General features: G+C 39.4%; 22 protein-coding genes. 18 read left to right on the top strand and 4 right to left on the bottom strand.

The annotated features are described in order from the left end of the window. The first annotated feature begins 3 nt into the window (after window positions 1–3). The 13 genes from ACVBD2_RS05950 (at window position 4) to lacG (ending at window position 12,125) form a co-directional block, all read left to right on the top strand. Window positions 4–693, top strand: a complete 690-nt coding sequence (locus ACVBD2_RS05950; RefSeq protein WP_461685383.1) for a sugar phosphate nucleotidyltransferase — start codon at window positions 4–6, stop codon at window positions 691–693. 190 nt (window positions 694–883) lie between these two features. Beyond that, the gene (locus ACVBD2_RS05945) at window positions 884–1,360 is read left to right on the top strand and encodes a PTS sugar transporter subunit IIA (protein WP_461685382.1); all 477 of its coding nucleotides are present in this window, start codon (window positions 884–886) and stop codon (window positions 1,358–1,360) included. Between the two features lie 37 nt (window positions 1,361–1,397). Next, window positions 1,398–1,703 carry a PTS sugar transporter subunit IIB gene (locus tag ACVBD2_RS05940; RefSeq protein ID WP_061598443.1) on the top strand — a complete coding sequence of 102 codons (306 nt, stop codon included), beginning with the start codon at window positions 1,398–1,400 and terminating at the stop codon, window positions 1,701–1,703. A 44-nt stretch (window positions 1,704–1,747) separates the two neighbouring features. Then, window positions 1,748–3,223, top strand: coding sequence for a PTS galactitol transporter subunit IIC (locus ACVBD2_RS05935; RefSeq protein ID WP_461685381.1), 1,476 nt, complete (start codon window positions 1,748–1,750; stop codon window positions 3,221–3,223). Window positions 3,224–3,325: 102 nt separating this feature from the next. Then, window positions 3,326–4,222, top strand: coding sequence for an aldose 1-epimerase family protein (locus tag ACVBD2_RS05930; protein WP_461685380.1), 897 nt, complete (start codon window positions 3,326–3,328; stop codon window positions 4,220–4,222). 286 nt (window positions 4,223–4,508) lie between these two features. After that, window positions 4,509–4,934, top strand: a complete 426-nt coding sequence (lacA, locus tag ACVBD2_RS05925) for a galactose-6-phosphate isomerase subunit LacA (RefSeq protein ID WP_000029277.1) — start codon at window positions 4,509–4,511, stop codon at window positions 4,932–4,934. A 148-nt stretch (window positions 4,935–5,082) separates the two neighbouring features. Further along, the gene (lacB, locus tag ACVBD2_RS05920; protein WP_001216921.1) at window positions 5,083–5,598 is read left to right on the top strand and encodes a galactose-6-phosphate isomerase subunit LacB; all 516 of its coding nucleotides are present in this window, start codon (window positions 5,083–5,085) and stop codon (window positions 5,596–5,598) included. A 10-nt stretch (window positions 5,599–5,608) separates the two neighbouring features. Next, window positions 5,609–6,538, top strand: a complete 930-nt coding sequence (locus ACVBD2_RS05915; RefSeq protein ID WP_461685379.1) for a tagatose-6-phosphate kinase — start codon at window positions 5,609–5,611, stop codon at window positions 6,536–6,538. Window position 6,539: 1 nt separating this feature from the next. Next, window positions 6,540–7,520 (top strand): tagatose-bisphosphate aldolase, encoded by a 981-nt coding sequence (gene lacD / locus ACVBD2_RS05910; RefSeq protein ID WP_461685378.1) that lies wholly within the window; start codon window positions 6,540–6,542, stop codon window positions 7,518–7,520. A 232-nt stretch (window positions 7,521–7,752) separates the two neighbouring features. Then, window positions 7,753–8,589 (top strand): PRD domain-containing protein, encoded by an 837-nt coding sequence (locus ACVBD2_RS05905; protein ID WP_461685377.1) that lies wholly within the window; start codon window positions 7,753–7,755, stop codon window positions 8,587–8,589. Between the two features lie 33 nt (window positions 8,590–8,622). Further along, window positions 8,623–8,940: a PTS lactose/cellobiose transporter subunit IIA gene (locus ACVBD2_RS05900; RefSeq protein WP_461685376.1), complete on the top strand. Its 318-nt coding sequence runs from the start codon at window positions 8,623–8,625 to the stop codon at window positions 8,938–8,940. Beyond that, on the top strand, window positions 8,940–10,634 hold the full coding sequence (locus ACVBD2_RS05895; RefSeq protein WP_461685375.1) for a lactose-specific PTS transporter subunit EIIC: 1,695 nt from the start codon (window positions 8,940–8,942) through the stop codon (window positions 10,632–10,634). Before ACVBD2_RS05900 ends, ACVBD2_RS05895 begins: the two co-directional genes overlap by 1 nt. Before the next feature lie 84 nt (window positions 10,635–10,718). After that, a complete protein-coding gene (gene lacG / locus ACVBD2_RS05890) occupies window positions 10,719–12,125 on the top strand; it encodes a 6-phospho-beta-galactosidase (protein ID WP_461685374.1) in 1,407 nt (468 codons plus the stop codon). A gap of 39 nt (window positions 12,126–12,164) precedes the next feature. On the opposite strand, the gene ACVBD2_RS05885 is transcribed toward lacG, so the two are convergent. From ACVBD2_RS05885 to nrdH, 4 genes are all read right to left on the bottom strand, one after another. Further along, a complete protein-coding gene (locus ACVBD2_RS05885; RefSeq protein ID WP_143989638.1) occupies window positions 12,165–12,932 on the bottom strand; it encodes a DeoR/GlpR family DNA-binding transcription regulator in 768 nt (255 codons plus the stop codon). A gap of 141 nt (window positions 12,933–13,073) precedes the next feature. After that, a complete protein-coding gene (gene nrdF / locus ACVBD2_RS05880; RefSeq protein WP_084921901.1) occupies window positions 13,074–14,036 on the bottom strand; it encodes a class 1b ribonucleoside-diphosphate reductase subunit beta in 963 nt (320 codons plus the stop codon). 194 nt (window positions 14,037–14,230) lie between these two features. After that, entirely contained in the window at window positions 14,231–16,390 is a 2,160-nt protein-coding gene (nrdE, locus tag ACVBD2_RS05875; protein WP_461685373.1) for a class 1b ribonucleoside-diphosphate reductase subunit alpha, read from the bottom strand. 80 nt (window positions 16,391–16,470) lie between these two features. Beyond that, window positions 16,471–16,689, bottom strand: a complete 219-nt coding sequence (gene nrdH / locus ACVBD2_RS05870) for a glutaredoxin-like protein NrdH (protein ID WP_000259240.1) — start codon at window positions 16,687–16,689, stop codon at window positions 16,471–16,473. A gap of 653 nt (window positions 16,690–17,342) precedes the next feature. Between nrdH and ACVBD2_RS05865 the strand changes: the two genes are divergently transcribed. The 5 genes from ACVBD2_RS05865 to ACVBD2_RS05845 all read left to right on the top strand — a co-directional run bounded on the left by ACVBD2_RS05865 (window position 17,343) and on the right by ACVBD2_RS05845 (window position 24,871). Continuing rightward, complete coding sequence (locus ACVBD2_RS05865; RefSeq protein ID WP_000661897.1) at window positions 17,343–18,563, top strand: alpha/beta hydrolase family protein; 1,221 nt, start codon at window positions 17,343–17,345, stop codon at window positions 18,561–18,563. A gap of 458 nt (window positions 18,564–19,021) precedes the next feature. Further along, on the top strand, window positions 19,022–19,285 hold the full coding sequence (locus ACVBD2_RS05860; RefSeq protein WP_000146948.1) for a phosphocarrier protein HPr: 264 nt from the start codon (window positions 19,022–19,024) through the stop codon (window positions 19,283–19,285). Between the two features lie 5 nt (window positions 19,286–19,290). Continuing rightward, the gene (ptsP, locus tag ACVBD2_RS05855) at window positions 19,291–21,024 is read left to right on the top strand and encodes a phosphoenolpyruvate--protein phosphotransferase (protein ID WP_461685372.1); all 1,734 of its coding nucleotides are present in this window, start codon (window positions 19,291–19,293) and stop codon (window positions 21,022–21,024) included. 253 nt (window positions 21,025–21,277) lie between these two features. After that, a complete protein-coding gene (locus tag ACVBD2_RS05850) occupies window positions 21,278–23,758 on the top strand; it encodes a pneumococcal-type histidine triad protein (protein ID WP_461685371.1) in 2,481 nt (826 codons plus the stop codon). Between the two features lie 195 nt (window positions 23,759–23,953). Then, complete coding sequence (locus ACVBD2_RS05845; RefSeq protein ID WP_461685370.1) at window positions 23,954–24,871, top strand: metal ABC transporter solute-binding protein, Zn/Mn family; 918 nt, start codon at window positions 23,954–23,956, stop codon at window positions 24,869–24,871. Window positions 24,872–24,882: the final 11 nt, after the last annotated feature.

Here is a 24,882-nt window from a genome sequence, read left to right as displayed (position 1 = left end):
AGCGTGAAAGCAATTATCTTGGCAGCGGGATTGGGAACTCGTCTGCGTCCTATGACTGAAAATACCCCGAAAGCTTTGGTCAAGGTTAATCAAAAACCCTTGGTAGAATACCAAATCGAGTTTCTGAAAGAGAGAGGAATTGATGAGATTATCATCGTTGTTGGTTACCTCAAAGAACAATTTGACTACCTAAAAGAAAAGTATGGTGTCCGTTTAGTTTTTAACGACAAATATGCTGATTACAACAATTTTTACTCACTTTACCTCGTAAAAGAAGACTTGGCAAACAGCTATGTCATTGATGCAGATAACTATCTTTTTAAAAATATGTTTCGAAACGATCTTAAACGTTCTACCTATTTCAGTGTTTATCGTGAAGACTGTGAGAATGAATGGTTCTTGGTTTATGGTGATGACTACAAGGTTCAAGACATTATTGTTGACAGCAAGGCTGGTCGCATTCTGAGCGGAGTTTCATTCTGGGATGCACCAACTGCTGAGAAGATTGTTGGCTTTATTGACAAAGTTTACGAAAGTGGTGAATTTGTTGACCTCTACTGGGATAACATGGTTAAGGATAATATCAAAGAATTGGATGTCTATGTGGAAGAATTAGAAGGAAATAGCATCTATGAAATTGATAGTGTAAAAGATTACCATAAGTTAGAAGAGATTTTATCTACTATTGAGTAAGGAAAGAGAAGAAGGCTTGGGCCTTCTTTTTTTGTGTATTTTATAACAAGAATGTTTGATATTGATTGTATTCTTTAAATGAAACAAAAATTACAAAAAAATGAACAAAATAAAACAAAAATTATTGACAACGATTTCATATAGTGTTATACTTATAGCATAAAAGATAATTGAAAGAAGGGAAAATGTTATGGGATTAGATCATTTCTTTGACAAAAACCTAGTGTTTTGCTTAGAAGCGGATAATCAAGAACAACTCTTTGATCAGGTAGCAAGCTTGTTGGAAGAACGAGAAATTGTTACTCCAACTTATCGTGAAGCCTTGATCACGCGTGAAAAGTCATTTCCAACTGGCTTAGATATGGAATTTTTGGGGAAAGATCTACCAAATGTTGCGATTCCTCATACAGATATTGTTCATAACCTTGCTGAGAAAGTAGTAGTTGTTCGATTAGAGAAACCAGTTACTTTTCACAATATGATTGCTCCTGATAGAGAAGTAGAAGTATCTCTACTCTTCTTTATCATTAACAATTCAAGCTCGAGTCAAACTAATATTCTTGCTCAGTTGATGGACTTTTTCACAGGGAATAGCCATCTGGAAGACTTATCAAAAATTTCTGAACCAGAAAAACTTTATGCTTATATAGCTGAAGCAACAGCTTAATCGTGTCTATTAAAAAATAAAATCGGAGGAAATCCTAATGATTAAAATTCTTGCTGCCTGCGGTGCAGGTGTTAACTCAAGTCACCAAATTAAAAGTGCTCTAGAAGAAGAGCTTTCAAATCGTGGTTATGATGTTCACTGCGATGCAGTTATGGTAAAAGATGTAAACGAAGACCTTATCAAAGGATATGATATCTTTACACCAATCGCTGCTACTGATCTTGGTTTTGAACCAGAAATTCCAGTAATTGAAGCTGGACCAATCTTGTTCCGTATTCCAGCAATGAGCGCTCCTGTATTTGACAATATTGAGGCAGCTATCAAGGAACACGGACTAAGCTAATTATTATTTTGTAAGATTCCATAAAAATAAAGGGAGGAACTATTATGGATGTCATTATCGAACTAGCCAATAAGATTTTCAAGCCAGTCTTGGAAATGGGTGGTCCTATCATCATGCTGATCATCTTGACAGTATTGGCTCTACTTTTTGGAGTGAAATTCTCCAAAGCACTTGAAGGTGGTATCAAACTTGCCATCGCTCTTACTGGTATCGGTGCCATCATCGGTATGCTCAACGGAGCTTTTTCAGCATCACTTGCGAAATTCGTTGAAAACACAGGTATTCAGTTGAACATCACTGACGTTGGTTGGGCACCGCTTGCTACAATCACCTGGGGTTCTGCATGGACACTTTACTTCTTGCTTGTGATGCTGATTGTCAACGTTGTGATGCTTGCAATGAAGAAAACGGACACACTTGACGTCGATATCTTCGATATCTGGCACTTGTCAATCACTGGTCTTTTGATTAAATGGTATGCAGACAATAATGGTGTTAGCCAAGGAGTTTCACTTTTCATCGCAACTGCAGCAGTTGTGCTTGTAGGTGTTTTGAAAATCATCAACTCTGACTTGATGAAACCAACATTCGACGACCTTCTTAATGCACCAAGTTCATCACCAATGACTTCAACTCACATGAACTACATGATGAACCCAGTTATCATGGTTTTGGATAAGATCTTCGATAAAGTATTGCCAGGTCTTGATAAATATGACTTTGATGCTGCAAAATTGAACAAGAAAATCGGTTTCTGGGGATCTAAATTCTTCATTGGTTTCATTCTTGGTATCGTTATTGGTTTGATGGGAACTCCACACCCAGTTGCTGGTGTAGAAGGAGCCGATAAATGGGAACTTGTTATTAAAGGTTGGTTGAGCCTCGGTTTGACTGCCGGTGTCTCCTTGGAGCTCTTCTCACTTATCGGATCTTGGTTCATTGCAGCCGTAGAACCACTTTCACAAGGTATTACAAACGTTGCTACTAAACGTCTTCAAGGACGTAAATTCAACATCGGTCTTGACTGGCCTTTCATCGCTGGTCGTGCTGAAATCTGGGCTTGTGCCAACGTACTTGCTCCAATCATGCTAGTAGAAGCTGTGCTTCTTTCAAACGTCGGAAATGGTATCTTGCCACTTGCAGGTATCATCGCTATGGGTGTGACTCCAGCTCTCTTGGTTGTTACTCGTGGTAAATTGCTCCGTATGATCATCTTCGGAACTCTCTTGTTGCCACTCTTCCTTCTTTCAGGTACACTTATTGCACCATTTGCAACTGAACTTGCTAAAGGGGTGGGTGCCTTCCCAGAAGGTGTGAGTCAAACTCAATTGATTACTCACTCAACTCTTGAAGGACCAATCGAAAAACTTCTTGGTTGGGCAATTGGTAATGCCACAACAGGTGATATTAAAGCAATCCTTGGCGCAGTAGTCTTCCTTGTATTCTATGTAGGTATCTTTGCTTGGTATAGAAAACAAATGATTAAACGTAATGAAGAATACGCAGCAAATGCTAAATAATTCGCTCCTATAAAATGTAAATTGTGAAAACTAGGTTGTCAGTTTCCTAATGGGGAGTGACAGCCTAGTTTTTTATAAACTATCAAGAAATCGGAGAAAATAATGGTAATTGAAATAAAATCAGAGCAATTGACGGTCCAATTTAAAACTTTTGGTGGTGCCTTGTCGTCTATTAAGGATCGGGATGGCGTTGAGTACTTGTGGCAAGGAGATGCCACCTATTGGAGTGGGCAAGCTCCAGTACTTTTTCCAATCTGCGGCTCTTTAAGAGAAGATACAGCCTTCTACAGTCATGCAGATGGAACGGAGACGAAAGGAAACATTCCTCGTCACGGTTTGGTCCGTAAAAAAGAATTTGAGTTGGTTGATCAAACAGAAAACAGTGTAACCTTTGCTATCGAAGATGATGAGAATACTTATCAAAACTATCCTTATCATTTTCGACTTGAAATCACTTATAGGGTTACTGGCAAGACCGTTCGTACCCAATACAAAGTCTTTAATAAAGAAACTAGCAAAGTCATGCCATACTTTATTGGTGGACATCCAGGCTTTAATTGCCCTCTTCTAGATGGCGAAACTTATGAAGATTACTATTTAGAGTTTGAGAAAGAAGAGACTTGCTCTGTTCCACGTCCTTTCCCAGAAACAGGAATGTTAGACTTCCAAGATAGAAGTCCATGGTTGGATGGGCAAAAAGAATTAGACCTTAGCTATGATTTGTTTAGCACAGATGCAGTGACTTTGGATGAGTTGCAATCCAGAACAATTGCCCTTCGTTCTCGTAAGCATGAGAAGGGATTAAAAGTACACTTCCAGGAGTTCTCAAATCTCATTATCTGGTCAACTTTGAATAAGGGACCTTTCATTGCCTTTGAACCATGGTCTGGCTTATCAACTTCACTTGAAGAAGGAGATCATCTAGAAGATAAGAAGAACGTTCGTCTCTTGGAAGCTGGTCAAGTAGATCAGATTGGCTTTGATATTGAAATATTTTAGATAAAAAACCACAAAAACAAACATTTACTGTTGACTTTTTATAAAAATAGGAGTATATTATGTTTGTAAGCAACAAATGATGTTTGCAACAAACAAATAATCACTTGTTATATTCTCTTTCGAGGAGAAAGTTTGTTTCTAGGAACTTGATTTCCTGGACTTGGATAAGGTGATATTCATCTCATTCAATCAAATTTGTCAATAAACTGCTAGAAAATCTTTTGTAGGTAAACTGCTAACTATAAAAGTCTTTACTAGCCTAGAAAAATAAAAAGGAGTATACAATATGTCTATTGTTATCGGTGCAGATGCTGCAGGTTTGAGATTGAAAGAAGTTGTGAAAGACTTCTTGGAAAAAGAAAACTTCCACGTTGTGGATGTTACAGCTGAAGGTCAAGACTTTGTTGATGTGACTCTTGCTGTTGCTGCAGAAGTAAACAAAGAAGAACAAAATCTTGGTATCGTGATTGATGCTTATGGAGCTGGTCCATTCATGGTTGCAACTAAAATCAAAGGAATGGTTGCTGCAGAAGTATCTGACGAACGTTCAGCTTATATGACTCGTGGCCACAACAACTCACGTATGATCACTATGGGTGCACAACTTGTTGGTGATGAATTGGCTAAAAATATTGCTAAAGGATTTGTTAACGGTAAATACGACGGTGGCCGTCACCAAATTAGGGTCGATATGTTGAACAAAATGTGCTAATACTCTTCAAAAATCAAGATAATCTGTTGTCAGCTCACTTTAGCTAACCTCAGTTATGCTTGCAGCTCGCTTCCTAAGCTAATCTTGATTTTTATTGAGTAAGGATAAATGATATTAGATTTATATAATTAATCGGAGGGAATAACTAATGAGAATTGCAATTGGATGTGACCACATCGTAACAGATGAAAAAATGGCGGTTTCAGAATTTTTGAAATCAAAAGGATATGAAGTCATCGACTTTGGTACCTATGACCACACACGTACTCACTACCCAATCTTTGGTAAAAAAGTTGGTGAAGCCGTTACAAGCGGTCAAGCTGATCTTGGGGTATGTATCTGTGGTACTGGTGTTGGTATCAACAACGCTGTAAATAAAGTTCCAGGAGTTCGTTCTGCCTTGGTTCGTGATATGACAACAGCTCTTTATGCAAAAGAACAATTGAATGCTAACGTTATCGGTTTTGGTGGTAAGATCACTGGTGAATTGCTCATGTGCGACATCATTGAAGCTTTCATCAATGCTGAATACAAACCATCAGAAGAAAACAAAAAATTGATTGCGAAAATTGAGCACGTTGAAACTCACAATGCTCATCAAGCAGATGCAAACTTCTTTACAGAATTCCTTGAAAAATGGGATCGCGGTGAATACCACGACTAAGAGGTGACGCATGATTTTAACAGTCACAATGAATCCATCCATTGATATTTCTTATCCTTTGGATGAATTAAAAATTGACACTGTCAACCGTGTGGTGGACGTGACCAAGACAGCTGGTGGTAAAGGGCTCAATGTTACACGAGTGCTTTCAGAATTTGGTGATTCTGTTGTTGCTACCGGTTTGGTTGGTGGTAAACTTGGTGAGTTTTTAGTAGAGCATATCGACGATAAAGTAACGAAACGTTTCTTCTCCATTCAAGGAGAGACTCGTAACTGTATTGCTATTCTACACGGAGACAATCAAACAGAAATCCTTGAAAAAGGTCCCGAAGTTCTTGAACAAGAAGGGCAAGATTTCTTGGCTCATTTCGAAAATCTCCTTGACACTGTAGAAGTAGTTGCTATCTCTGGTAGTCTGCCAGCAGGTCTTCCAGTTGACTACTATGCAAGCTTAGTAGAACTTGCTAATCGCAAAGGAAAACCAGTTGTTCTAGATTGCTCAGGTGCAGCACTTCAGGCGGTTCTTGAATCACCACATAAACCAACAGTAATCAAACCAAACAACGAAGAATTGTCTCAGCTTCTTGGGAAAGAAGTTTCTGAGGATTTGAATGAATTAAAAGAAGTTCTTCAAGAGCCTCTATTTGCAGGGATTGAGTGGATAATCGTTTCACTTGGAGCAAATGGTGCTTTTGCAAAACATGGTGATACTTTCTACAAGGTAGATATTCCTAGAATTCAGGTAGTCAATCCTGTCGGATCTGGAGATTCTACTGTTGCAGGTATTTCATCTGGCCTTCTTCATAAGGAAACTAATCAAGAACTTCTTATCAAGGCCAATGTCCTTGGTATGCTCAATGCTCAAGAAAAGATGACAGGTCATGTCAATATGGCTAACTATCAAGCTCTATATGATCAATTAATAGTAAAAGAGGTATAAAATGGCTTTAACAGAAAATAAACGCGCTTGCTTGAAAAAACTCTCAGATGAAAACGGCATTATCTCAGCTCTTGCCTTTGACCAACGTGGCGCTTTGAAACGTCTCATGGCTCAATACCAAACAGAGGAACCAACTGTGGCTCAAATGGAAGAACTCAAAGTCTTGGTAGCAGATGAATTGACAAAATACGCATCCTCTATGCTTCTAGACCCAGAGTATGGACTTCCAGCTACAAAAGCGCTTGATCCAAATGCTGGTCTTCTCCTTGCTTATGAGAAAACAGGTTATGACACAACTAGCACTAAACGCTTGCCTGACTGTTTGGATGTTTGGTCTGCCAAACGCATCAAAGAACAAGGCGCAGATGCAGTCAAGTTCTTGCTTTACTATGACGTAGACAGCTCTGACGAACTCAACCAACAAAAACAAGCCTACATCGAACGCATCGGTTCTGAGTGTGTAGCAGAAGATATTCCTTTCTTCCTTGAGATCTTGGCTTACGATGAAAAGATTGCTGATGCAGGTTCAGCAGAATACGCAAAAGTGAAGCCACACAAGGTTATCGGTGCTATGAAGGTCTTCTCAGACCCACGCTTTAACATTGATGTCTTGAAAGTAGAAGTTCCAGTCAATGTGAAATACGTTGAAGGATTTGGTGAAGGTGAAATCGTGCATACACGTGAAGAAGCGGCAGCTTTCTTCAAAGCGCAAGACGAAGCAACAAATCTTCCTTACATCTACTTAAGTGCAGGTGTATCAGCTAAACTCTTCCAAGAAACCCTTGTCTTTGCTCACGAATCAGGCGCAAACTTCAACGGTGTTCTTTGCGGCCGTGCAACTTGGGCTGGATCAGTTGAAGCCTACATCAAAGATGGTGAGGCAGCAGCTCGTGAATGGCTACGCACAACTGGATTTGAGAACATTGACGAACTCAATAAAGTTCTTCAAACCACAGCGACTTCATGGAAAGAACGCGTGTAAGAAACTCCTCCTAGTTTAGGAACATGAATCTAAAAAATTTAAAAAAAGTTGAATGTAAAGGTTTACAAACAAACTGACTTGTGCTATACTTAAATCACAAGTTAATACAAGGTGAGTGTTACTAAGTAATATTAGGCATGATCACAGGTGGATTAGAAATCAATTGATTTTCTAGTTCATTTGTGGTCATTTTTTATACTCATATACCTTTAAGATATAAAAGGAGGTTGCCATGTATCGAATTCTAAATCCAATGAATCACAACGTCTCGCTTGTCAGGAATGATAAAGGAGAAGAAGTGATTGTGATTGGTAAAGGGATTGCATTTGGAAAGAAGAAAGGGGATTTGATTGCTGAAAACCAAGTAGAGAAGATTTTTCGGATGAAGACAGAAGAGTCCAGAGAAAATTTTATGGCTCTGCTCAAAGATGTCCCGCTTGATTTTATCACAGTGACCTATGAGATTATTGATAAGCTTTCTAAGAAATATCATTATCCGATTCAAGAGTATCTCTATGTGACCTTGACAGATCATATTTACTGTTCTTATCAAGCTCTAACACAAGGAAGGTACAAGGATAGCAATCTGCCAGATATTTCTGCCAAGTATCCGATTGCATTTCAAATTGCAAAAGAAGCCTTTGAAATCTATCGTCAGAAGTTGACAGATCATTTACCTGAGGACGAGATTATTCGGATTGCTTATCATTTCATCAATGCCGAAGGCGAGAATGAAGTCCAAGTGGTTGAGTCGATTGATAAGAGGAAAGAAATTCTCAGGAATGTTGAAGAAGTGCTAAAGGATTACGCTATTCAACGAACCAAAGAGAATAACCATTTCTATGATCGCTTTATGATTCATCTCAACTATTTTTTGGATTATTTAGACCGTTCCAGAGATGATAATCAATCGCTTCTGGATATGGAAGACCATATCAAACAATCCTATCCAAAGGCATTTGAGGTCGGCTCCAAGATCTATGATGTGATTACACAACATACGGGTCTTGATTTGTATAAGAGTGAGCGAGTTTATCTAGTTCTACATATACAACGTTTACTATCATAAGATTTTACAAAACTATATAAGGAGGATTCTATCATGAATAGAGAAGAAGTAACATTGTTAGGTTTTGAAATTGTTGCCTATGCTGGCGATGCTCGATCAAAACTATTGGAAGCCTTGAAGGCTGCTGAAGCTGGTGATTTCGCGAAAGCGGATAGCTTAGTTGAAGAAGCTGGTGTCTGTATCGCCGAGGCTCATCACGCGCAAACAAGTCTATTGACCAAGGAAGCAGCTGGTGAGGATTTGGCTTATAGTGTGACCATGATGCATGGTCAGGATCACTTGATGACAACTATCTTGCTCAAAGATTTGATGCACCATTTAATCGAACTCTATAAGAGAGGAGTTAAGTAATGAATAAATTAATTGCATTTATTGAGAAAGGAAAACCTTTCTTTGAGAAATTATCTCGTAATATCTATCTTCGTGCTATTCGTGATGGTTTCATTGCAGGTATGCCTGTTATTCTCTTCTCAAGTATCTTTATCTTGATTGCCTTTGTTCCTAACTCATGGGGCTTTAAATGGTCTGATGAAGTTGTAGCCTTTCTGATGAAACCTTACAGCTATTCAATGGGAATTTTAGCTCTCTTGGTTGCTGGGACAACAGCTAAATCTTTGACGGACTCAGTTAACCGTAGCATGGAGAAAACAAACCAAATCAACTATATGTCAACACTTTTGGCTGCGATTGTTGGTTTGTTGATATTGGCAGCTGATCCGATTGAAGGTGGTTTCGCGACAGGTTTCCTTGGGACAAAAGGGTTGCTTTCAGCCTTTCTTGCTGCCTTTGTTACCGTAGCAATCTATAAGGTTTGTGTTAAGAACAACGTCACTATTCGTATGCCTGATGAAGTTCCACCCAATATCTCACAAGTTTTTAAAGATGTGATTCCATTCACTCTTTCAGTTGTTTCTCTATATGTTCTTGATTTACTAGCTCGTCATTTTGTTGGAGCCAGCGTAGCAGAATCAATCGGTAAATTCTTTGCACCATTATTCTCAGCTGCTGATGGCTATCTGGGTATTACCATTATCTTTGGGGCCTTTGCCTTCTTCTGGTTTGTTGGTATCCATGGTCCATCTATCGTTGAACCAGCAATCGCAGCTATCACCTATGCAAATGCCGAAGTCAACTTGAACCTTCTCCAACAAGGTATGCACGCTGACAAGATCCTTACTTCTGGTACACAAATGTTTATCGTTACCATGGGTGGTACTGGTGCGACACTGGTTGTTCCATTCATGTTCATGTGGTTAACCAAATCAAAACGAAACCGTGCAATCGGTCGTGCTTCAGTAGTTCCAACTTTCTTTGGTGTAAATGAACCAATCTTGTTTGGTGCACCCCTTGTATTGAACCCGATTTTCTTTATTCCATTTATCTTTGCGCCAATTGCCAACGTATGGATCTTTAAATTCTTCATTGAGACGCTTGGCATGAACTCATTTACAGCCAACCTTCCTTGGACAACACCAGGTCCGCTCGGTATTGTTCTCGGTACAAACTTCCAAGTTCTATCGTTCATTCTTGCTGCCCTTCTAATCGTTGTTGACATTGTCATTTACTATCCATTCCTTAAAGTCTATGATGAACAAATCCTTGAAGAAGAGCGTTCTGGTAAAGTTAATGATGAATTGAAAGAAAAAGTAGCTGCAAACTTCAATACTGCCAAAGCAGATGCGATTCTTGAAAAAGCGGGTGTAGAAGCAGCGCAAAACACAATCACTGAGGAAACAAATGTTCTCGTTCTCTGTGCAGGCGGAGGAACAAGTGGTCTACTTGCAAATGCTCTAAACAAAGCAGCTGCGGAGTACAAGGTTCCTGTTAAAGCAGCAGCCGGTGGCTATGGAGCTCACCGTGAAATGTTGCCAGAGTTTGATCTGGTTATCCTTGCTCCTCAAGTTGCTTCAAACTTTGAAGACATGAAGGCCGAAACCGACAAACTTGGTATCAAACTTGCTAAGACAGAAGGTGGCCAATACATTAAACTGACTCGCGATGGAAAAGGCGCTCTTGCCTTTGTTCAAGCGCAGTTTGAAGAATAAAAGATAAATAGCGAAGAAGTGAGATGGAGGAACTCCTCCCAACTATACCCCCATCTCATTTCTATTTCTTGAAAGGTGAATCAAATGACAAAAACACTTCCAAAAGACTTTATTTTTGGCGGAGCAACAGCAGCCTACCAAGCAGAAGGTGCTACACATACTGATGGTAAAGGGCCAGTCGCCTGGGACAAATACCTCAAAGATAACTACTGGTACACTGCTGAACCAGCCAGTGATTTCTATCACAAATATCCAGTTGACCTCAAACTTGCAGAAGAATATGGTGTCAATGGTATCCGTATTTCAATCGCTTGGTCACGTATCTTTCCAACTGGTTATGGGAAGGTTAATGACAAGGGAGTTGAGTTCTATCACAAGTTGTTTGCAGAATGCCACAAGAGGCATGTTGAACCCTTTGTAACTCTTCATCACTTTGATACGCCAGAAGCTCTACATTCAAATGGAGACTTCTTAAACCGTGAAAATATTGAACACTTTGTAGACTACGCGGCTTTCTGTTTTGAAGAATTCCCAGAAGTAAACTATTGGACAACATTCAATGAAATTGGACCAATCGGTGATGGTCAATACTTGGTTGGTAAATTCCCTCCAGGTATCCTGTACGATCTTGCCAAAGTCTTCCAATCTCATCACAATATGATGGTGTCGCATGCGCGTGCAGTTAAGCTATATAAAGATAAAGGCTATAAAGGTGAAATTGGTGTGGTTCATGCCCTGCCTACTAAGTATCCTCTGGATCCAGATAACCCAGCAGATGTTCGTGCAACCGAGTTAGAAGATATCATTCACAATAAATTTATTTTGGATGCGACTTATCTAGGACGATATTCCGAAGAAACCATGGAAGGTGTCAACCATATCTTAGCAGTCAATGGTGGAAGCTTAGATTTGCGTGAAGAAGACTTTGTAGTCCTAGAAGCTGCAAAAGACTTGAACGACTTCCTCGGCATTAACTACTACATGAGTGATTGGATGCAAGCCTTTGACGGAGAGACGGAAATCATCCACAATGGAAAGGGTGAGAAAGGAAGTTCTAAATATCAGATTAAGGGAGTTGGACGTCGAGTGGCGCCTGACTATGTACCACGTACGGACTGGGATTGGATTATCTATCCTCAAGGTTTATATGATCAAATCATGCGCGTGAAGAAAGATTACCCAAATTACAAGAAAATCTACATCACAGAGAATGGTCTAGGTTACAAAGATGAGTTTGTGGATGGGACAGTCTATGATGATGGACGGATTGATTATGTAAAGAAACACATGGAAGTGATAGCAGATGCAATCTCCGATGGAGCCAATGTCAAAGGCTATTTTATCTGGTCTCTGATGGATGTCTTTTCTTGGTCAAATGGTTACGAAAAGCGTTACGGCCTCTTCTATGTTGACTTTGAAACCCAGGAGCGCTATCCAAAGAAATCAGCTCACTGGTACAAGAAACTAGCTGAGACACAACTTATTGAATAAAATTTAACAAAAATTCCCCGCCAAAAGGCAGGGGAATTTTTATGGTTTTGATAAAAGAATGGTTGTTTGTTTCGACAGATTTTCAAATGTCTCCTGACTCAGTTTGGAATCTGAAACGATGGTATCAATCTCTGAGATATTATAGAAAGTGTAAAAATCAAACTTATTAAATTTGCTGTGGTCTGCCAGTAAGTATTTTTTATTGGCATTGTTCAAGGCGATTCGCTGTACCTCGCCCTCTTCTTCACTGAAAGTAGCAATTGCCTTATCCTTGATACCATTACAGCTAACAAAAGCCTTAGAGAACTGAAGATTGGTCAAATCCTGTAAGGTAAGTGTCCCTACAAAAGCACCAGTGATAGCGCGATAATTTCCACCAATCAAGATCAAATCTGTTAGTTTTCGTTCGTTTAGGATGAGAAAAACAGGAAGACTGTTTGTTACAACACGAATATTATCGATAGGAAGTTCACGAGCAAAGCACTCCAAGGTCGTTCCCGGTCCGATGAAAATAGTTTCACCTTCGTCAATCAAATGACCCGCAAAACGGCTAATTTCTTGTTTTTCAGCAATCTGCAAGCCTTGTTTTTCGACGTTTGAGCGTTCGTTGTTTAAGAGAGAACCTGTACGAAGTTTTTCAGCACCACCGTGCACACGAACCAACAAATCCTTGTCTGCTAGTTCTTGTAAATAGCGACGGGCTGTCATATCTGACACATCAAGACTCTCCATAATCTCTTTTACAGTAATGGTGCCTTTTGTGTTTACTGCTTCTAGAATACTATCTAGTTTCTCTTGCTTTAGCATCCTTATCACCTCAATTTCTACTATTATTATCTTACCATAAAACGCTCAATATATCAAATAGAAAAAAAACAAAATAAAACAAAAAACAAAAATATCATGGTTGTTTTAAACAAACCATGATATTTTGAATGATTGGCCAAATTAGTCTAAACCGTAGTTGTAATCCTCGTCTTGCATGGCTTCAACTTCACCAAGGAGGTAACCATTTCCGACTTGAGAGAAGAAGTCGTGGTTAGAAGTCCCTGTTGAAATACCGTTCATGACGATTGGGTTGACATCGTCCGCTGAATCTGGGAAGAGTGGATCTTGTCCAAGATTCATCAGAGCCTTATTGGCATTGTAACGAAGGAAGGTTTTAACTTCCTCAGTCCAGCCAACACCGTCATAGAGGCTTTCTGTATAGCCCTCTTCGTTCTCGTAGAGGGTGTAGAGCAGGTCGTACATCCATTCTTTGAGCTTTTCTTGCTCTTCTTCAGGCAATTCATTGAAACCAAGTTGGAATTTGTAACCAATATAAGTTCCGTGAACAGACTCATCACGGATGATCAGTTTGATGATTTCCGCAACGTTTGCCAGCTTGTTGTTACCGAGATAGTAAAGCGGTGTAAAGAAACCAGAGTAGAAGAGGAAGGTTTCCAAGAAAACACTGGCAACTTTCTTTTCAAGTGGGCTACCATTGAGGTAGATTTCATTGATAATTTCCGCTTTTCTTTGTAGGAAGGGGTTAGTGTTGGTCCATTCAAAGATTTCTTCGATTTCAGCCTTGGTGTTCAAGGTCGAAAAGATAGAAGAGTAAGATTTTGCGTGGACAGATTCCATAAACTGGATGTTGTTGAAAACAGCTTCCTCATGTGGTGTACGGATGTCTGCGCGAAGTGCTTGAACTCCTGTTTCAGATTGCATAGTATCCAAAAGGGTCAAACCACCAAAGACTTTTCCAACCAAGTCTTTTTCTTTGTTTGATAGTTTTCTCCAGTCGTCTAGGTCATTTGACAAGGGAATACGCGTATCGAGCCAGAATTGCTCTGTCAGCTTTTCCCAAGTTGATTTGTCGATGACATCTTCGATGGCATTCCAGTTAATGGCTTTGTAGTAAGTTTCCATTTGAAATCTCTTTCTGTATGTAATAATGCGATTGTCAAATCATCTCTATTTTATCATAGTCTGAGAAGAGTATCGCACAAAAAGTCGGAAGCCCGACTTTTTAGTTTTTCATAGTATTTAAGATACTTATCAAGTTTTTTCTGGCGGGTAACTTAATCAGTAGTCTGAGAAAATGTGGTTGCCTCAGATAAAAATTAAATCACACAGCTTTCACATTGGTTAGCACCGACTTCTCCACCGTCGTCTGTAAAGGTACGGATGTAGTAGATAGACTTGATACCCTTGTTAAAGGCATAGTTACGAAGGATAGACAAGTCACGTGTCGTTTGTTTGTTTTCTTTCTTCCATTCGTAAAGCCCTTTTGGAATGTCGCTACGCATGAAGAGAGTAAGTGAAAGCCCTTGGTCCACGTGCTCAGTTGCGGCAGCGTAAACATCAATCACCTTACGCATATCCATGTCATAAGCAGAAGTGTAGTAAGGGATAGTATCTGTTGACAAGCCAGCAGCAGGATAGTAGATCTTACCAATTTTCTTCTCTTGACGTTCTTCGATACGTTGCGTAATCGGGTGGATAGAAGCAGAGACGTCGTTGATGTAACTGATAGAACCATTTGGTGCTACAGCTAGACGGTTTTGGTGGTAAAGACCATCTGCTTGAATCTTTTCGCGAAGTTCAGCCCAGTCAGCAGCGCTTGGAATAAAGACATCTTTAAAGAGTTCTTTAACACGGTCTGATTTTGGAACAAATTCGCCTGTCACATACTTGTCAAAGTAGCTTCCGTTAGCATAGTCTGATTTTTCAAAGTTGTGGAAGGTTACACCACGCTCGCGCGCGATATTGTTTGATTCTACCAAGGTCCAGTAGTTCATAAGCATAAAGTAGATGCTTGTAAATTCAATTGACTCAGGTGATCCGTATTCGATGAGTTGTTGGGCAAGGTAGCTGTGAAGTCCCATGGCACCAAGACCAAAGGTGTGAGCCAAGCTATTTCCGTGGTCGATAGTAGGGACGGCTACGATGTGTGAACTATCTGTAACGAAAGTAAGGGCACGAACCATAGCGCGAATAGAACGACCAAAGTCAGGTGAAGTCATCATGTTGACCACGTTGGTTGATCCAAGGTTACATGAAACGTCTGTTCCCATTTGAAGGAATTCTTGAGCATCGTTGATCAAACTTGGTTCTTGAACTTGAAGAATCTCAGAACACAAGTTACTCATGATAATCTTTCCATCAACAGGATTCGCACGGTTAGCCGTATCGATGTTGACTACATAAGGGTAACCAGATTCTTGTTGCAATTTAGAGATTTCAGTTTCCAAATCACGCGCCTTGATTTTTGTCTTGCGGATATTTGGATTTGCGACTAATTCATCGTATTTTTCAGTGATGTCGATGTAGTTGAACGGCACACCATATTCAAGCTCTACAGAGTATGGGCTAAAGAGATACATTTCTTCATTTTTTCGAGCCAATTCGTAGAATTTATCGGGTACTACAACACCGAGTGAAAGAGTCTTAACCCGAACTTTTTCATCGGCATTTTCTTTCTTGGTTGAAAGGAAAGCGATGATATCTGGGTGAAAAACGTTGAGGTAGACAACCCCAGCACCTTGACGTTGACCAAGTTGGTTTGAGTAAGAGAAGCTGTCTTCGAAGAGCTTCATAACTGGTACGACACCAGAAGCAGCGCCTTCATAGCCTTTGATAGGAGCTCCAGCTTCACGAAGGTTGCTGAGAGAAATTCCCACACCACCACCGATACGAGAAAGTTGAAGGGCAGAGTTGATGGAACGTCCGATAGAGTTCATATCATCCGTCACTTGGATCAAGAAGCAAGATACCAACTCTCCACGACGCGCACGACCAGCATTCAAGAAGGAAGGAGTAGCAGGTTGGTAGCGTTGGTGGATGATTTCATTGGCAATATCAGTCGCAATCGCTTCATTACCGTCTGCGAAATAAAGTGCGTTAAAGAAGACACGGTCTTCCATGCTTTCAAGATAGTATTCCCCATCGTTAGTCTTCAAGGCGTACTGATTGTAAAACTTGTAGGCAGCCATGAATGATTTGAATTGGAAGTTTTGATCCTTGATAAATTGATGCAATTCTTCCCAAAACTCTGGACGGTATTTCTTGATAAATGCAGTTTCGATGTAGTTGTGTTCAATAAGGTAGTTGATTTTATCAGTGATTGAATCAAAAACCATGGTATTTGGAACTACATTTTCTTTAAAGAAAGCATCCAAGGCTTCCTTATCTTTATGAAGCATGATTTGTCCATTGACAGGACGGTTGATTTCGTTATTGAGACGGAAGTAAGTTACGTCCTCAAGATGTTTTAATCCCATAAAATTTCCTTTATCTAATTACAAAAGAAAGGCCTCTAAGTTAGCCCTAGAAGCAGTTTCTTCTGGATGATGTACTAAGATTATGCTAATTGTTTCAGTTTTCCTGGTTGGAAACCTGAAAAGACTTCAGTTGGTGTTTGGATAACAGGAGCAGCGCTGAAACCGAGCTCTTTAACTTGATCGATGTACTCTGGTTGCTCGTCGAGATTGATCTCACGATAAGCGACATTGTTGCTGTCCAAGAAACGTTTGGTCATTTTACATTGTACACAATTATTTTTAGAATAAACCGTTACCATTTTCGTAACTCCTCTTTCAAAATAGATTACTTTCTTAGTATATCAGAAAAAAAAACTTTGTCAAACTTTTTAAACTAAATCTTGTGCTAAAAAGTTACAGTTTCAAAAACAAAGCACAAGATATAGTGTTTTTGGAAACATAAATTTTGATTTCCGTTGAACTGTCAAAGTTTCTCAAAATAAAAAAACTACATACTGTATATTGGTAAGATAAATAGAAGATTTTCAGCAAGTTATCAGAAAGGAAAACGAAGAAAATAGCAAAAATCGTAAGAACAGGAATAAGTCTAGCTGAGACAATGCTTTAATAAAACAGAAACTGTGATATTTACGAAAAAAAGAAATTTTCCACACAAGATGTCCCAATATTTTGTATTAGAATATCTAAAATATAACAAAAGTGGAAATGACAGATTATGCTGTATTCATAAAAATGGATCATTGGTTAATTTTATATAGGATACTTATGAGTTTCGTATCCTTTTATAAGGAGTATATAAATACAATGTTTGAGAAAGTTCATTTTATGTGATATACTACATGTGATTATAAGATTAAAAAATGGATATCTGGATGCTTTTGTTTGATAGAGAATGTTATCAGATTATAATTAGATTAAATAAATGAAAGAACACAGAATTAGGAGGCGCGTGGTGAAAGAAAATGATGTTATTTTAAAACGGCAATCAACTCAAATATTTTTTAAGAATGGTGATACGGATTTTTTCTTTAATTGGTTGTTAGGAATCGGTGAAATTTTTGGTTTCTCTCATGGAGAGCTTTATTATCTTGCTCAAAGATTGGGGAACTCACCAAAGCCTGATGACTGGAAAAATGTATTTTTATCGCATGTAAACTACCTTGAACAAGAAGCAAGTAATTCAGGATTGAGTGAACAAACAAAGGCGCAGTATTATCTTGCACAGACCTACTCACTTCGCTCGGCAATTCAGTTTACCGATCCATTTTCTGACGAGTATTTACCGACCGTTCGTCAAATGGAGAAGGTGTTTTCTAGTGCAATTCATTCACTAGGTGTACCGATTGAAAAACTAACTATTCCCTATCAGGGTTCTTACTTGCCTGGGTATTATCTTCATAGCGGCGATAATTGTCCAACGCTAATCATGATTGGTGGAGGTGATACTTATCGCGAAGATTTATTTTACTTTGCAGGATATCCTGGCTGGATACGAAATTATAATGTTTTAATGGTTGACCTTCCTGGTCAAGGGAGCAATCCTAGTAGAGGGCTGGTCTTTGATGTGGATGCTTCTATTCCAATTTCATTATGCATAGACTGGTTGGAAAATAGAAATCCTAAACTAAATTATTTAGCTATTTATGGTGTCAGCGGAGGGGGATATTTTACCGCACAAGCTGTCGAAAAGGATCCAAGAATTCATGCTTGGATTGCTAGTACCCCTATTTACGACGTTGCAGAACTTTTCAGAAAAGAATTTGGATCAAGTTTGAAAGCACCTAGTTGGTTAATAAATGCCATTTTAAAATTAGCTGGAAATTTGAATGAATCAGCAAATTTAAATCTTAAAAAGTATGCATGGCAGTTTGGTACTTCTGATTTTAAGAGTGCTATTGATGATGTATTTAACCATGCAAAGATTGTGGATTATCAAAAAATTCAATGCCCATGCCTGTTTATTATGGGAAAGGGTGAGGGTGCTGAACTGCAGCATCAAACTAAGGTAATTTATGAAGCACTTAAATCTAAAAATCAACAAACTAAACTTCAAGTATTTGAGGCGGAAAGTGGTGCGGACGCTCATTGCCAAGTCAATAATCTAAGACTCGCCCATAATGTCGTTTTTGATTGGTTGGATACTTTATTTGAATGGAATCAATCAAAGTTTTAGTTCTACTTATACCACTTAGATATATCTACCTTTTTACTGTTAGGGGCTACAAACTTATTTTACTTTAAGTAGCAAATTGGATAAATTCTCTACTGTTGATGGTAAGAGTAGGTTTTAGAATTTCAGTATTTAGTATTTGATGAAGTCTTTTCAAATAATAGATTTACTGAGTTATATTAATTATAGTTAAATAGTATTATTTCATTATTTACTAGGATTGTCCTCTGATTGGTATTAAGGGAAAATAGCTTTGAAAATTGGAATTTTGAAGGTAATATTCTTTTAATAATTAGTGCCTAAATTTCCCATAGTACCTGTATGATAGAAAAAGAAGCAATTTCATTTTCAGTAAAAGTCCATAAAATACTTGAAAAATTATCTAGAAGGTGATATAATACAGTCTTGTAAGGGTTATCACATATAATCCAAATAAGAAACAATTAAAGGAGAGTCAAACTATGGCTTCTAAAGATTTCCACGTAGTGGCAGAAACAGGTATTCATGCACGTCCAGCAACATTGTTGGTTCAAACAGCTAGCAAATTTGCTTCAGATATCACTCTTGAGTACAAAGGTAAATCAGTAAACCTTAAATCAATCATGGGTGTTATGAGTCTTGGTGTTGGCCAAGGTGCTGACGTTACAATTTCAGCTGAAGGTGCAGATGCTGACGATGCAATCGCTGCAATCACTGAAACTATGGAAAAAGAAGGATTGGCATAAGGAAAATGACAGAAATGCTTAAAGGAATCGCAGCATCTGACGGTGTTGCAGTTGCAAAAGCATATCTACTCGTTCAACCGGATTTGTCATTTGAGACTGTTACAGTCGAAGATACAAACGCAGAAGAAGCTCGCCTTGATGCCGCTCTACAGGCATCACAAGACGAGCTTTCTGTTATTCGCGAGAAAGCAGTAGGTACGCTCGGTGAAGAAGCAGCTCAAGTTTTTGACGCTCACTTAATGGTTCTTGCTGACCCAGAAATGATCAGCCAAATCAAGGAAACAATCCGTGCGAAGAAAGTGAATGCAGAAGCAGGTCTGAAAGAAGTAACAGACATGTTTATCACTATCTTTGAAGGCATGGAAGACAACCCATACATGCAAGAACGCGCAGCGGATATCCGCGACGTTACAAAACGTGTATTGGCAAATCTCCTTGGTAAAAAATTGCCAAACCCAGCTTCTATCAATGAAGAAGTGATTGTGATTGCGCATGACTTGACTCCTTCAGATACAGCTCAATTGGATAAAAACTTTGTAAAAGCTTTTGTAACCAACATTGGTGGACGTACAAGCCACTCAGCTATCATGGCGCGTACACTTGAAATTGCAGCAGTATTAGGTACAAACAACATCACTGAAATCGTTAAAGAGGGTGACATTCTTGCTGTTAACGGTATCACTGGTGAGGTTATTATCAACCCAACTGATGAGCAAGCGGCTGAATTCAAGGCTGCTGGTGAAGCTTATGCGAAGCAAAAAGCTGAATGGGCTCTCTTGAAAGATGCTAAAACAGTAACTGCTGATGGCAAACACTTTGAATTGGCTGCCAACATCGGTACTCCAAAAGACGTTGAAGGTGTCAATGACAATGGCGCTGAAGCTGTCGGTCTTTACCGTACAGAGTTCTTGTACATGGATTCTCAAGACTTCCCAACAGAAGATGAGCAGTACGAAGCTTACAAGGCTGTACTTGAAGGAATGAACGGTAAACCTGTTGTCGTTCGTACAATGGATATCGGTGGAGATAAGGAACTTCCTTACTTCGATATGCCTCACGAAATGAACCCATTCCTTGGATTCCGTGCCCTTCGTATCTCTATTTCTGAAACTGGAGATGCTATGTTCCGTACACAAATCCGCGCCCTTCTTCGTGCGTCTGTTCACGGTCAATTGCGTATCATGTTCCCAATGGTTGCGCTCTTGAAAGAATTCCGTGCAGCGAAAGCAGTCTTTGACGAAGAAAAAGCAAACCTTCTTGCTGAAGGTGTTGCAGTTGCGGATGATATCCAAGTTGGTATCATGATCGAAATCCCTGCAGCAGCCATGCTTGCAGACCAATTTGCTAAAGAAGTTGACTTCTTCTCAATTGGTACAAACGACTTGATCCAATACACAATGGCAGCAGACCGTATGAACGAGCAAGTTTCATATCTTTACCAACCATATAACCCATCAATCCTTCGCTTGATCAACAACGTTATCAAGGCAGCTCACGCTGAAGGTAAATGGGCTGGTATGTGTGGTGAGATGGCTGGTGACCAACAAGCTGTTCCACTTCTTGTCGGAATGGGCTTGGATGAGTTCTCTATGTCAGCGACATCTGTACTTCGTACACGTAGCTTGATGAAGAAACTCGACACAGCTAAGATGGAAGAGTACGCAAACCGTGCCCTTACAGAATGCTCAACGATGGAAGAAGTTCTTGAACTTCAAAAAGAATACGTTAATTTTGATTAATCGAAAGGTCCCTGTAACTAAGTTGCAGGGACTTTTTTTGGTATTTTTAAAAGAAATTTCAGGAAAGCTGATTACATGAAACCTTTTAAAGAAAAAGTAGTGGAGCAGAATGAAAAATACTTAACTGGTTCATAAAATCCTTGACAAGTTGCAAATTTAGGAGTAAACTATTAACCAGTTAAGTAATAGAGAGGAGTTTCTGCAATTTAGAAATGAATTGCAAATAGAAATATCAAAAAGAAAGAGAGTTTCGATGAAAATTAATAAAAAATACCTTGCTGGTTCTGCGGCAGCTTTAATTTTAAGTGTCTGTTCTTACGAGTTGGGACTGTATCAAGCTAGAACAGTCAAAGAAAATAATCGTATTTCCTATATAGATGGAAAACAGGCGGCACAAAAAACGGAGAATCTGACTCCTGATGAAGTCAGCAAGAAAGAAGGCATCAATGCGGAGCAAATCGTCATCAAGATAACAGACATGGGCTATGTCACTTCGCATGGCGACCACTATCATTACTATAATGGCAAAGTCCCTTATGACGCTATCATCAGTGAAGAGTTGCTCATGAAGGATCCAAACTACCAGCTCAAGGACGAGGATATTATCAGTGAAATCAAGGGTGGTTATGTTATCAAGGTAGATGGAAAATACTATGTTTACCTTAAGGATGCAGCCCATGCCGATAATGTCCGTACAAAAGAAGAAATCAATCGGCAAAAACAAGAACATAGTCAGCATCGTGAAGGTGGGACTCCAAGAAACGATGGTGCTGTTGCCTTGGCACGTTCGCAAGGACGTTATACTACAGATGATGGTTACATCTTTAATGCCTCTGATATCATTGAAGATACTGGTGATGCTTATATCGTTCCTCATGGCGACCATTACCATTACATTCCTAAGAGCGAGTTATCAGCCGGCGAATTGGCTGCTGCAGAAGCCTTTTTATCTGGTAGAAGTGGCCAATCAAATACGCCTACTTATCGCCGTACCAATAACAACAGTGCTAGCAGCGATGTAGATAGATGGACCCCATCATATAATAATCAAGGTAGTGGCTATACGAACACAGCTAACAACAGTAGCGACGATAGCCAAGCAAGTCAAAGCGATGAGGATATTGATGGCCTTCTGAAACAACTTTATGCCTTGCCACTCAGCCAACGACACGTAGAATCTGATGGCCTTGTCTTCGACCCAGCACAGATTACAAGTCGAACAGCCAGAGGAGTTGCTGTGCCTCATGGGAACCATTATCATTTCATCCCTTATTCACAGATGTCTGAATTGGAAGAACGAATCGCTCGCGTCATCTCACTTAGCTATCGTTCAAATCATTGGCTACCGGATTCAAGACCAGAACAACCAAGTCCACAACCAACTCCTCAACCAACTCCAAGCAATCCAATTGATGAAAAATTGGTTAAACAGGTGATTCGAAAAGTAGCTGATGGCTATGTATTTGAGGAGAATGGAATCTCTCGTTATATTCCTGCCAAGGAACTTTCAGCAGAAACTGCAGCAGCCATTGATAGTAAACTAGCCAAGCAAGAAAGTTTGTCTCATAAACTCGGAGCTAAGAAAACCAACCTCCCATCTGGTGATCGAGGATTTTACAATAAGGCTTATGATTTACTAGCAAGAATTCATCAGGACTTACTTGATAATAAAGGTCGTAAAGTTGATTTTGACGCTTTGGATAAACTGTTGGAACGTTTAAATGATGAAAGCAGTGATAAAGTCAAGTTGGTGGATGATATCTTGGCCTTTCTAGCACCGATTCGTCATCCAGAACGTTTAGGAAAACCAAATGCGCAAATAGCTTACACAGATGATGAGATTCAAGTAGCCAAGTTGGCAGGCAAGTATACAACAGAAGATGGTTATATCTTTGATCCTCGTGATATCACCAGTGATGAGGGGGATGCCTATGTAACTCCACATATGACCCATAGTCATTGGATTAAGAAAGATAGTTTGTCTAAAGCCGAAAGAGCGGCAGCCCAGGCTTATGCTAAAGAGAAAGGTTTGACTCCTCCTTCAACAGACCATCAGAATCCAGGAAATACTGAGGTTAAAGGAGCAGAAGCTATCTACAACCGCGTGAAAGCAGCTAAGAAGGTGCCACTTGATCGTATGCCTTACAATCTCCAACATACTGTAGAAGTCAAAAATGGAAGCTTGATTATTCCTCATTATGACCATTACCATAACATCAAATTTGAGTGGTTTGACGAAGGACTTTATGAGGCACCTAAGGGGTATAGTCTAGAAGATCTCTTTGCGACTGTCAAGTACTATGTCGAACATCCAAACGAACGTCCGCATTCAGATAGTGGTTGGGGCAACGCAAGTGACCATGTTCAAAGAAACCAAAATGGTCAAGCTGATAACAATCAATCGGAAAAACCATCAGTGGAGAAACCTCGTAAAGAAAAACCTCGCGAAGAGAAACCTCAAAGTGAGAAACCAGAATCTCCAAAACCAACTGAGGAGCCGGAAGAAGAATCACCGGAGAAACCCGAAGAACCTCAGGTCGAGACTGAAAAGGTTGAAACGAAGTTGAGAGAGGCTGAAGAGCTACTTGCAAAGATCCAAGACCCCATTATCAAGTCCAATGCAAAAGAAACTCTCACTGGCTTAAAGAATAACCTGCTATTTGGTGCTAAGGATAACAATACCATTATGGCTGAGGCTGAAAAGTTGTTGGCTTTATTAAAGGAGAGCAAGTAAAGGTAGTAGCATTTTCTAGATCCTAAAAACAGGATAGGAGAACTAGAAAAGTTAAAATCGAAAATGAGAACAGAATGTAAGTTCTAGTTCTCATTTTTTTCATGAAAATATGTAAAATATCTTGACATATAGTGTAAATAAAGATAAACTATTTACTAGTTAATTAAATGGTTAAATACTAGTTAAGGAGTAATGATGAAAAAAAGAACATTTCTATTATTAGTGGTAGGTCTCTTGGTTCTTGTCTTAGGAGCATGTAGCCAAAAAGAAAAACAAGAAGCAAAAGGAATGAAGATTGTAACAAGTTTTTACCCAATCTATGCCATGGTCAAAGAGGTATCAGGTGACTTGAATGACGTACGGATGATTCAGTCAAGTAGTGGGATTCACTCCTTTGAACCGTCAGCAAATGACATTGCTGCTATCTATGATGCAGATGTCTTTGTCTACCATTCTCATACGCTCGAATCTTGGGCTGGAAGCCTAGATCCTAACTTGAAAAACTCAAAAGTTAAAGTTTTAGAAGCTTCTGACGGAATGACCTTGGAGCGTGTACCGGGCTTAGAAGATGTAGAAGCTGGTGACGGCATCGATGAAAAAACACTCTACGACCCTCACACTTGGTTAGATCCAGAAAAAGCAGGTGAAGAAGCTCAGATTATCGCTGACAAACTTTCGGAGATTGATAGTTCTAATAAGGAAACGTATCAAAAGAATGCTAAAAACTTTATCGCTAAAGCCCAAGAATTGACTAAGAAGTACCAGCCTATTTTTGAAAAAGCGAGTCAAAAGACCTTTGTTACACAACACACAGCCTTTTCTTATCTCGCTAAGCGATTTGGACTTAATCAACTTGGTATAGCAGGGATTTCCCCTGAACAAGAACCAAGTCCGAGACAACTAACAGAAATTCAGGAATTCGTTAAGACCTATAAGGTTAAAACCATCTTTACTGAGAGCAATGCTTCTTCTAAAGTCGCTGAGACCTTGGTCAAATCAACAGGAGTTAGCCTAAAGACACTCAATCCTTTAGAAGCAGATCCTGAAAATGACAAAACTTACTTAGAAAATCTAGAAGAAAACATGAATGTTCTTGCAGAAGAATTAAAATGAGGAGATGATGA

It is taken from the genome of Streptococcus sp. KHUD_018 (assembly GCF_054861215.1).
This window is presented reverse-complemented; position numbering and strand designations above follow the sequence as displayed.